This is a genomic window from Micromonospora sp. DT68 (assembly GCF_049847245.1).
Classification (GTDB): domain Bacteria; phylum Actinomycetota; class Actinomycetes; order Mycobacteriales; family Micromonosporaceae; genus Micromonospora; species Micromonospora profundi.
In genome coordinates this window covers 1-9920 of sequence record NZ_JBNCNZ010000037.1, presented here as the reverse complement: position 1 = coordinate 9920, position 9920 = coordinate 1, and the positions used below count along the sequence as shown (strand labels likewise).

General features: G+C 66.5%; 7 protein-coding genes and 2 pseudogenes. 2 read left to right on the top strand and 7 right to left on the bottom strand.

Going from position 1 to position 9920, the window contains the following annotated elements:
* The first annotated feature begins 86 nt into the window (after nt 1-86).
* The gene (locus ACPXB1_RS30320; RefSeq protein WP_355632956.1) at nt 87-1400 is read left to right on the top strand and encodes an aspartate aminotransferase family protein; all 1314 of its coding nucleotides are present in this window, start codon (nt 87-89) and stop codon (nt 1398-1400) included.
* On the opposite strand, the gene ACPXB1_RS30315 is transcribed toward ACPXB1_RS30320, so the two are convergent.
* On the bottom strand, nt 1390-1578 hold the full coding sequence (locus tag ACPXB1_RS30315) for a hypothetical protein (protein WP_355632959.1): 189 nt from the start codon (nt 1576-1578) through the stop codon (nt 1390-1392). The two genes, ACPXB1_RS30320 and ACPXB1_RS30315, sit on opposite strands and share 11 nt — an antisense overlap.
* Before the next feature lie 991 nt (nt 1579-2569).
* Here ACPXB1_RS30315 and ACPXB1_RS30310 point away from each other — a divergent pair.
* Complete coding sequence (locus ACPXB1_RS30310) at nt 2570-3109, top strand: RNA 2'-phosphotransferase (RefSeq protein WP_355632962.1); 540 nt, start codon at nt 2570-2572, stop codon at nt 3107-3109.
* An 82-nt stretch (nt 3110-3191) separates the two neighbouring features.
* Here the strand turns inward: ACPXB1_RS30310 and ACPXB1_RS30305 are convergent.
* From ACPXB1_RS30305 to ACPXB1_RS30280, 6 genes and pseudogenes are all read right to left on the bottom strand, one after another.
* Nucleotides 3192-3375 (bottom strand): annotated as a pseudogene (locus ACPXB1_RS30305) (transposase); the annotation flags it as partial.
* Between the two features lie 119 nt (nt 3376-3494).
* Nucleotides 3495-4607, bottom strand: a complete 1113-nt coding sequence (locus ACPXB1_RS30300; RefSeq protein ID WP_355632968.1) for a hypothetical protein — start codon at nt 4605-4607, stop codon at nt 3495-3497.
* 127 nt (nt 4608-4734) lie between these two features.
* A complete protein-coding gene (locus tag ACPXB1_RS30295) occupies nt 4735-5319 on the bottom strand; it encodes a hypothetical protein (protein WP_355598227.1) in 585 nt (194 codons plus the stop codon).
* Entirely contained in the window at nt 5316-6596 is a 1281-nt protein-coding gene (locus ACPXB1_RS30290; protein WP_425736143.1) for an IS256 family transposase, read from the bottom strand. The genes ACPXB1_RS30295 and ACPXB1_RS30290 overlap by 4 nt, the downstream gene beginning before the upstream one ends.
* 262 nt (nt 6597-6858) lie before the next feature.
* A pseudogene (locus ACPXB1_RS30285) lies at nt 6859-7413 on the bottom strand (sigma-70 family RNA polymerase sigma factor); the annotation flags it as partial.
* A gap of 1457 nt (nt 7414-8870) precedes the next feature.
* Nucleotides 8871-9746, bottom strand: coding sequence for a trypsin-like peptidase domain-containing protein (locus ACPXB1_RS30280; protein ID WP_355632965.1), 876 nt, complete (start codon nt 9744-9746; stop codon nt 8871-8873).
* Between the last annotated feature and the right edge of the window lie 174 nt (nt 9747-9920).

Genomic DNA, 9920 nt, shown 5'->3' with positions numbered 1-9920 from the left:
CACAACATCATCCTCGCGGGGTGACACCAGCACCGCTGCCGGGCAACGCCTTCACCGAGTTACGAGACATCCTTTAGCGTCGGTCCATGGCTGATTCGTTCTGGTCCGACGCCGACCGTCACCTGGTCCGCTACATCGGCGCGGGCAGCTTCGTACGTGAAATCATCGAACGCGCCGAGGGCAGTTTCGTCTTCACCGCCGACGGCCGCCGCCTGCTCGACTTCACCTCGGGGCAGATGAGCGCGATCCTTGGCCACTCTCACCCGGCCGTAGTAGCCACGATCCAGCGGCAGGCAGCCACTCTCGACCACCTGTTCAGTGGCATGCTGAGCCGGCCCGTGGTCGAGCTGGCACGCCGCCTCGCCGGCTCGCTGCCTGCGCCGCTGGACAAGGTCCTGCTGCTCACCACCGGCGCGGAGTCCAACGAGGCGGCAATCCGGATGGCGAAGCTGGTCACCGGCCGACACGAAATCATCTCGTTCGCCCGGTCCTGGCACGGAATGACGCAGGCTGCGGCGAGCGCCACCTACAGCTCGGGGCGCAAGGGGTACGGGCCCGCGGCGCCCGGCAACTTCGCCATCCCCACGCCGAACGCGTACCGGCCCGACTTCACCTTTCCCAGCGGCGAACTGGACTGGCGGCATCAGCTGGAGTTCGCGTTCGAGCTGTTCGACGCCCAGTCGGTGGGCAGCCTGGCGGCGTGCATCGTCGAACCGATCCTCAGCTCCGGCGGGGTGATCGACCTGCCGCCGGGATACCTCGCGGCGCTGCGCGACAAGGTGCACGAGCGGGGCGGGCTGTTGATCCTCGACGAGGCGCAGACCGGTCTGTGCCGCACCGGAGAGTGGTACGCGTTCCAGCGGGACGGCATCGTGCCGGACATCCTGACCCTGTCCAAGACACTCGGCGCCGGCCTGCCGCTGGCCGCTGTGGTGACCAGCCCGGAGATCGAGCAGACCGCGCACGGGCGCGGCTTCCTCTTCTTCACCACGCACGTCTCGGACCCGCTGGTGGCTGCGGTCGGTAACACGGTCCTGGATGTGCTGGAGGCCGACCGGCTCGATGAACAGGCTGCGCAACTGGGCTCGTACCTGCGCAAGGGCCTTCAGGAGATCAGCCAACGGCACCCTGTGGTCGGCGACGTGCGGGGCCGCGGGCTGCTGGTCGGGCTCGAGTTGGTCAGCGACCGGGAGTCGAAACGACCGGCCGACGCGCTGGGCGCGGCAGTGACGGGGCGTTGCCTGGAACTGGGCCTGCACATGAACGTGGTGCAGCTGCCGGGTATGGGCGGCGTCTTCCGCATCGCACCGGCGCTCACCTCCAGTCACGCGGAGCTGGACCTGGGCCTGGAAATCCTCGACCATGCACTCGCCGACGTGGTGCCGCAGTTCATACCTTGAGCACCAGCCCGAGGTCATGATCATGGAAGTCTTGGAGGCGTTCAGCCTGCGGCATGGGGGAATCGATAAGGGCGCGGCTGCCGGCGTCGTGGAACAGGTCGGTCAGCGGGCGGGTGGCCAGAACCCGCAGATAGGGCGGCTCCTCACCCGGGCCGACCCGTACAGGGCAGACTTCCACGCCTCGAAGGGCGGCACGAACCTCGGGCTGCGCCAAGGTGCGGGGACGGCGAGACGGCGTCCGGGGGTCTCGGATTCGACGAGCAGCCGTTTCGTCAGCAGCGCCGAGCCGAGGTCGGCCAGTTGCCGGTCGTCCCAACCGTTTTAGCGCAACAGGTTCTGCTCGGTCGGGTCTGGCAGCACCATGACTTGCAGATGCAGCGACGCTTCGGGTCGGTTCAAACCGAGCCGGGCAGCGATCCGTTCGACGGTATCCGGCGCGGACAGCAAAGCGTTTCTGGCCGTACGCCAGCGGGCAAACCACTCGTCAACTCACCGATACTCGTCGTCAACCGGCAGTCCTCACGTCACGACCACGTGCATCCATCGTCTGCATTATGAGTGCCCTGCCGACATCTGCAGACGCGCTCTTCTGCCCGAAACGGTCGCGCGCCGCGTGGTAGCCCACGACGGCGTGAGTAGGTGTCTACCATGACCGCGAGGTAGCTGATCGGCTCACGCGGTCTCTCTCGCGCAGACCCGCGCCGCTGTGAGCGCTGAACGACGTGGGGGTTCGAGTCGCCGGCCAGCGACTCGCCGTCAATGTCTGCCCGACCTGCGGTGTGGGGCCTGGGGCAACTCGGGGGGCGACACGATCCCTTTGCCCCACCGCGAATGCCGCTCAGCGCAACTCTGAGGCTCGCGCAAGCCTAGCTGTGGTGGTGGCCTCTTCAGGCACGCCGGAGAGGCCACCATCCTGAACTGTCCGGTCAGGGCGTTGCCCCTGGGATCGGTGTCTCAGATGACGGAACCGCAGCGGACTCGAGGAAGCTCACCTGAACTCTTCACATCGATCTGCAGCAGACCTACAGGAGTGGCATCAGACGAGCCGTGGCACCGTCCGGCGGCAGCCATCCTGGGAGCAGCGACACCGGCCCACCGGAGAAGAGCCGGGTTCGGTGTCGCCGGAAAACCTCTCGATTCGAGCGACGGGGATCGACCACAATGCCACAGTGGAACGCGAGCGCCTGGTGAAGTTGAGCAAACGGATGTCGAAGGCACTCCGGCACGATCCCGACCGGGCTGGCCTGGTGCTCGATCCGGCCGGTTGGACTCCCGTCGACGCTCTGCTCGCCGCCCTACGGATCGAGCGGGCCGAGCTCGACGCGGTCGTCGCCGGCAACGACAAGCAGCGGTTCGCTGTCGAGCGTGGCACCAACGGGGTGCTGCGGATCCGGGCCAACCAGGGCCACTCAGTTCCGGTGGACCTCGGGCTGCCCCCGGTCACCCCACCGGACCGGCTCTATCACGGCACCAGCGCCGGTGCACTGGAGTCGATCCGGGCTACCGGCCTGCACCGCGGCGGCCGGCACCACGTCCATCTCTCCGCCGACACCGAGACCGCCCACCGCGTCGGCGCCCGACGCGCCGGTCGGGTCGTGATCCTCACCATCGACGCGGCGGCGATGGCCGCCGACGGGCACGTGTTCCACCGCAGCGCCAACGGCGTCTGGCTCACCGACGCGGTCCCCGCCAGCTATCTGCTCGGCTAAGCCCTGGCCAGGCCCGCACCGCTGTTTCCGGCGAGGTGCGCGCGGCCTCGAACGGGATGCGGCACCAGACATCCGGCGCGACGTTCAACGCGGGTCTCCAGCGCATCGTCCATCGGTTTTGCCTGCTCTGTTGGGGTCCAGGGACCGGGTCACCAGATACAGACACTTCATCGTGGCCAGCTCGTTCGGGAAGTGGCCCCGGGCTTTGACCGCCCGCCGCGAGCGGGGTTCAACGACTCGATCGCCTTCGTGGAGCAGATGACCTTCGCCCTGGCCGCTTGGGCGCTGACGGCGGTGTAGATCTTGGTCAACTGCCGGAGCAGCCCTTCCGGACCGGTCAGGGACAGCCTTCTGCTTCGACCAGGTGCTGATTGGGAGGCGTGGTTCATCGCTCGTCACTTTCAGCCACGTCTGAAAACGCGCCGAGACGCAGCCGCGCTGCTATGTGGTCGACGAACCAGGCGACGAAGCTGCTGGTCGGGCCGAGGCCTACGCGGACCGCGTAGCGCCAATCCGGCTGGTCGAGTACTGCGAGGTAACGCTGCACAATGCGGTCCCGCTGCTCGGAAGTGCAGCCACATCGGTTCAGAGGCTTGGCCACCAGATAGTGGGCAATCATCGCGGCATCCATGTACCGATTCGCGGTCGGGGGCTGCTGGGCGAGGTAAGCAGCATGCGCGGCCAGCACGACAGGTGCCGGCGGGTAGTGCTCGAGAGTCAGACCCATGCCATCGCAGTCCGCCATGGTCCTCAAGAGCCGGCCGGTGTGATCGATCAGGTCGTCGTCGGCATCAGTGCTGGTGATCGCTTCGTGCAGGTGCGCTGTGGTCGCAACCGTGCCGGCGAAGTAGCCGTTGAGGTAGTCGCCGTCGCAGGCATGGCGCAGCAGCCATGGCCGGGAACTGGCCGAGCCTTGTCGGCATAGCGCCTCAACGACGTAGACCCGGCCCCAGCCAGCGACGCGCTCAGCGAGCCACTGCAGTGCTTCTGCACCTCCACGGCGGCGTTGCAACGCGTCTGCCGCCAACGGCCCAAATTGGCTCGACAGTAGACCGATGGTTTGGATCAGCGGGATAGCGTCCTCGGCCCAATCGGCGGCCAGCAGCGCGAGTCCGACCGTGGCGGCATTGCGGTCGTTGCTGTGCCGCACCAACCACCGGCCGGTCTGCTGCACGCGCTCTCGATCCGCGCGCAGCGCTGCGGCAACGATGTGGTCGTTGCGATAGATCGGGACGTAGGCATCGCGGAAGGCGTCGACAAGTTCACTCGCCTGCGCCTCAGGCCGGCTGAAGTGCTTGTCGAGGATGACAGCGACATCGGCTCCGTAGAGTCGTCGATCCCTCACACGCGGGGAGGACGGTCGCGAACGGTGACGGTCCTCATCGGGGTACGGCTTACCGTCGTTAGGCAGAGCACCGTCGGGATGTCGCTGATGGAGACGTAAAGCGTGCTCGAACAGGGTGATCTGGGGTCCGAGCAGTTCAGGCTCGGTCGGCATGCTCACCGGCTGACGGAGGACTCGATTCTCTCGATCATGGCCGCGATGATCCCACCCTCACGGGCCCTCCAGCAAGCGGCAACGCCCGCCTGCCGAGCAATTGTCAATACCTGTGGATCGGTTGAGTTCAGGGGGTCTGTGGGGTGGTAGGGACTGGCTTGATGCCGTAGTCGGCGAGCCAGGTGAGCAGGTCGTCGCGGTGGGCGTGGACGAGTGAGCCGCCGGTGAAGCGGGGGTCGTCGGTGACCTCGGCGACGATCTGCGGGGGTGGGAGAAAGGAGCGTGCCGCCTCGTCGGTGGTGAACTCGGCCTCCGCCAGGATCAGACCGTGCAGTGGTGGGTCGAAGACGTCGATGCCCAGCGGTGGGACGCTCAGGCGTGTCTTGGACAGCGTTGCGGCGGGCAGGCAGGCGAGCAGTTCGTATTCGGCTGGGGACAGGTAGATATTCGTGATCAGTCCCTGGATGTGGCCTGGCCGCTGGGCGGGCACTTTCTGGGTGAGCTTGAACTCGCAGGCTCCGCTGGGGAGGCTTTGGGCACGCCGTAGGCGCAGCCGTGTGCCTGCCAGGTACCGGTCGGTGATGCGGCGGCTGGCGGTAACCGCAGCCGGCAGCGGCGGTCTGGCCAGCAGGAACCGTCTCTCCCGCTCGACCCGCGCGTACTTCCCATCGCGGACGGGCTCGTCGTGCATCGAGTCTTTCTGCGGGGTCATGCCGCTGCCGCCTTGGGCCGCTCGACCAGCCGGCCGCGTTCGAAGCGGGCGCCTGCGCGGACGAGGGCGACGAGGTGGGGTGCGTTGACCGCGCGCCAGCGGGCCTGGGCGGCCTCGATGAGCTTGAAGGCCATGGCCAGGCCGGCGGCCTTCGAGCCGGGGCCTTTGGTGACCTTGGTGCGGTGCCGCACGGTGGCGAAGGTCGACTCGATCGGGTTCGTGGTGCGCAGGTGCACCCAGTGCTCGGCGGGGTAGTCGTAGAACGCCAGCAACTTGTCGAGGTCGTCGGTGATCTTCGCGACGGCTTTGCCGAACTTGGCGCCGTAGGCCAGCTTGAACGCCGCGACCGCGCGGCGGGCGTGTTCGCGGTCTTCGGCGTTCCAGATCTCGGCCAGGGCCCGCTTGGCGCCGGGGTGGGCGGACTTGGGTAGCGCCGAGAGAACGTTGCCGATCTTGTGGAACCAGCAGCGTTGCTCCCGGGTGGTCGGGAAGACCTCCCGTAGCGCCGACCAGAACCCCAACGCGCCGTCGCCGACCGCCAGGGTGGGAGCGCGCATGCCGCGGCGGGCGCAGTCACGCAGCAGGTCGGCCCAGGAGCCGGCCGACTCCCGGTAGCCCTCCGCGAGGGCGACGAGTTCCTTGCGGCCGTCGACGCGCACCCCGACCACGACGAGCAGGCACAGTTTCGCCTCGTCGAGGCGCACGTTCAGGTGCACGCCATCGGCCCACACGTACACGTAGTCGACCGTCGACAGGTCCCGGTCGCCGAACGCGCGGGCCTCGTCCTGCCACTGCCCGGTCAGCCTCGTGATCGTGGCTGCGGACAGCCCGGAGCCGGTGCCGAGGAACTGCTCCAGGGCGGGCACGAAGTCCTGCGAGGACAGGCCGTGCAGGTACAGCAGCGGCAACACCCCGCTGATCTGCGGCGACTTACGGCACCACGCCGGCAGGATCGCCGAGCCGAACCGCTTGCGCTCGCCCGTTTGCTCGTCGACGCGCTTGTCGTTGACCCGCGGCGCGGCCACCTCGACCGCACCCGCCGAGGTGAGCACCCGCCGCGGCCGGGCGTGACCGTTGCGCACCACCAGTCTGCGGCCCTGCTCATCCACCTGGTCGGCGTGCGCGGCGATGTACGCGCCGACCTCGGCCTCCAACGCCGCCGCGAGCATCCTGCGGGCACCGTCGCGCACGATCTCGTCGATCAACGACCCGCCGGACGCCGCCGGCTGTGGCACCGCCGATGGCGTGGGCTCTTCCGGGTTGACTACCGTAAGCACGGGCGTACCTTCCCGACCCGCGTTGGCGCGCGGGCTCTACTCGATTCCTCGGATTCGGACTCGCCGGGAGGGTACGCCCCCACGGCGCTCATCCACAGGTTTCGAGCATTGCTCCCCACCAGAGCGCGTCTGTGCCTGGTCCCGATGGCGACGACGACGCCAACACCAAGCCCGAACCTGCCACTACCGACGACACGGCCACCCCTGACCAACTGCCGTTGCAGTAGTAGAAGACTCTCGGGTCTTAAGGTATTAGATCAAGCTAAGACTCGAAGCCCGTGGGCGGCAGTCTCCGCGCCAGTGCGCGAACTGCTCGGTATTCCAATGCCGTGACACGCCGTTCTGACATCCCCATCACGCGGGCGGTCTCGGCGACCGAGAAGCCCTGGAGGAAGCGGAGCACGATGCACTCCTGCTGCTCCGGGTTGAGCTGCTTCACGGCGGTGAGCAGCGCGACGTTGGTGATGTGTTCGACCACCGCCGCCTCCGGGCTGCCCTCCGGGCCCCGGTCCTCCCGGTCGGCGTCGAGGACGTCGCCGGTGGTGACCTCCAGTCGGTACCGGCCCGACTTGAAGTGGTCGGCGACGAGGTTGCGGGCGATGGTCACCAGCCAGGCGCCGAGGTCGCGGCCCTGCCAGGTGAAGCTGCCGATCCGCTTGAGAGCGCGCAGGAAGGTGTCCGAGGTGAGGTCCTCGGCGAGTTGGCGGTTGCCGACCCGGAAGTAGACGAACCGGAAGACGCTGTCCACGTACCGGTCGTAGATCAGGCCGAACGCCTCGGACTCACCGGCCTGGGCTCGCTCGATCAACGTCCAGGTGCCGTCGTCGGCATCGGAGAGTTCTCGGCGATCGTGCTGCGGGGGCTTCCGGCCCGACTCATCTTGTGCGGCTGATGGCGACGATTCAGAGCCCCTCAGTAGGCGTTGACCGGCAAGCTCAAACGAGGCGTAATTCTCATCGCCGTGGTCCCACCGCGTCTTCTGCCGTACCCGCGTGATGATGCCGCCAAGCGCCCCCGACCTGTCTGACGATTGGTCGGTTTCGGTGCAAAATCGCAGTTGCTGCCGTAGTACGAGCGTCACCGGGTGGTCATCGCCGAGCTCATGTGCACAAGCCGCGGCCGATGCCGCGAGGCCTGACGCGGCAAGGTCTAACGCGGGTTCGTTCGCTGTTCGCAGGGCCAGCTCAAACCGTGCACACGCCAGGTTTGCGGCGCTTGTGAGTGCTTGCTCATGGGTCGACCCTAGGAGCATCGACTGCCGCTCCACGAGCTGCTCCAACCGTCGGACGCACTTAGCAAACGACGAGGACTGACGGAGGCGGGCAACTTCAAGGTCTGCAATGACCACATTCGCCTGGAACGCTAGCGTTCGCGGATCGTCTGGGCCGAGTGTGTCTCGAAGCCGGTCGGCGAGCTCCGCGAGCCGAGGCTTGACCCACTGGATGTCCTCCGCATCGCCGAGTCGCGCAAGCTCGAACTCGCCGATTGCCGCGTTGGCGCTGGCCGTAAGCTTTCGCGAGTCGTTGACGTTGTAGATTGAGCCGATTACTTGGGCGAGCAGTTCAAGCGTGTCACGGCTACGCCGCACTAGATCTAGATCATCGTTGAGTCGCCCTGCCTCGAGCCCGATCCGCGCCACCTCCGCCGCTGCGACTGCGTCGAAATTTAGTATTTCGCCAGCCCGAACATCACCGACGATCTGGTCAAGCGCTCGCGTGATGCCGGGACCGTCGATCGCTCCGGCAGCAAGCGACCCTCGCGTAATCGACTCCCACAACTGCACGGATGTAGGAGCGGACACCTCCTGGGAATATCGACTGGACCGCTCAAGCCAACGGGCTGCGGCGGCCATGTCGCCCTTCATGCGATGAGCGGTGGCGAGATTGACGGCGATAGTGCGAAGTACGTCAGCCCCGCAAATGCTGGCCTCGAGAAAGGCATCCTCGAGCTGGTGAATCCCTTCGCTCAGATCGCCGTTTCGAATGATCATGAGAGCGTGTAAATTGTGGGCTTCGGCTGCCACGGCAAGGCCGCTCGCGATGTCGCCGACCCGGCGCAGCAGGAGCTCCGCGAGGTCAGGGAGCCCGCCTCGGTCTAGCAGAGCTGCCAAGTACCTGTTCCGCGGCCAATCACGGGTTGCCGACGGCCGGTCAAGTTCCTCCGTGACGCGCCGCATCTGATCCGTAAGGCGGGAACGCAACGACAGGCCATCGGATGCCGGCACGCCGAGGACAAGCAGCTCCGCGTCACGGACAACGTCCTCGGCTGCGACACTCACGAGAACCCACGATCAACGACCTTGTTGGCAACGCGCAGCCTCAGCAGAGCCAGCTGGCCGTCATCCAGGATTCCCCGTGCTGCCCACTCGTCGAGTGCATTGAGTAGAAGATCAGCCTCCTTCACTGCCCTACTCGCTTGGCTCGGGACGGCCGACTTCGACGAGCGGGGAGTGTTTGCTGAGGTGCCGTTTGAACTTGGCGTAAGGGCGGAGACGAGATGATGGACGTCAAAATGATCGAAGCAGGACAACGCCTGGGCCAACGTGCCTGCAAACAAGACATTGGATGCGGTGGGGCGGCGGTGAACGGGTCCATCACGTCGCCACACCTGCTCGAGCAGGAGCCCGGCGAGCGTGGGTAAGTCCATATCTGTCACACATTCGACCGGCGCTCCGGAGTAACCCGAGAAGTCTCCCAGGTCGAGCCGAGACATAAGTTGCATCGCGATCATGACTTCACCGCCGTGACACTGGTAGGCCATGTCGACGGCCTCCACTGACCCGGTGAGTACTGGCTCAGTCGACGCGGGACGGTAGGGTGAGCTCCACTCGTCCCTGGGCTGACAGCGGCCTGCCTCCGGCGTTCGGATACTGCGTTGTGCACCGCTCGTAAGTTCTATAAGTGCGACGTCGAAACGGCTTGTCCGCTGAGCGATGCGGCCCTGCATACGTCGACCATCGCACATGATCTCCACAGTGGGGTGTTCAGGCGGCAGCTGGTGTAGGACATGGGCGGCGGTGAGCACGAACCGGGAGGTTACGAAGAAGCCCGCTCCGAGTAGTTGCCCCTCGCCATAGAGCTGTACTACGTACCGCTGGTCGTGCGGACTCGTGCTTCCCTCGGAGTTCGTCGGCGTCTGGGTCGCACTCATCGCATCTAGGATAAGGGCCGCCGTGACGGACACCCGTCACCCATTTGGGTAGTTCCTAAAGGATGTCTCGTAACTCGGTGAAGGCGTTGCCCGGCAACGGTGCTGGTGTCACCCCGCGAGGATGATGTTGTGGAGGTGGGCGATGCCGGAAGCGGTGTCGGTCAATGTGCTGGC

Excerpts from the sequence above, each read along its gene's own strand:
- ACPXB1_RS30280 (WP_355632965.1), bottom strand. The coding sequence starts at position 9,746 with ATGAGTGCGACCCAGACGCCGACGAACTCCGAGGGAAGCACGAGTCCG.
- ACPXB1_RS30320 (WP_355632956.1), top strand. The coding sequence starts at position 87 with ATGGCTGATTCGTTCTGGTCCGACGCCGACCGTCACCTGGTCCGCTAC.
- ACPXB1_RS30300 (WP_355632968.1), bottom strand. The coding sequence starts at position 4,607 with ATGCCGACCGAGCCTGAACTGCTCGGACCCCAGATCACCCTGTTCGAG.
- ACPXB1_RS30295 (WP_355598227.1), bottom strand. The coding sequence starts at position 5,319 with ATGACCCCGCAGAAAGACTCGATGCACGACGAGCCCGTCCGCGATGGG.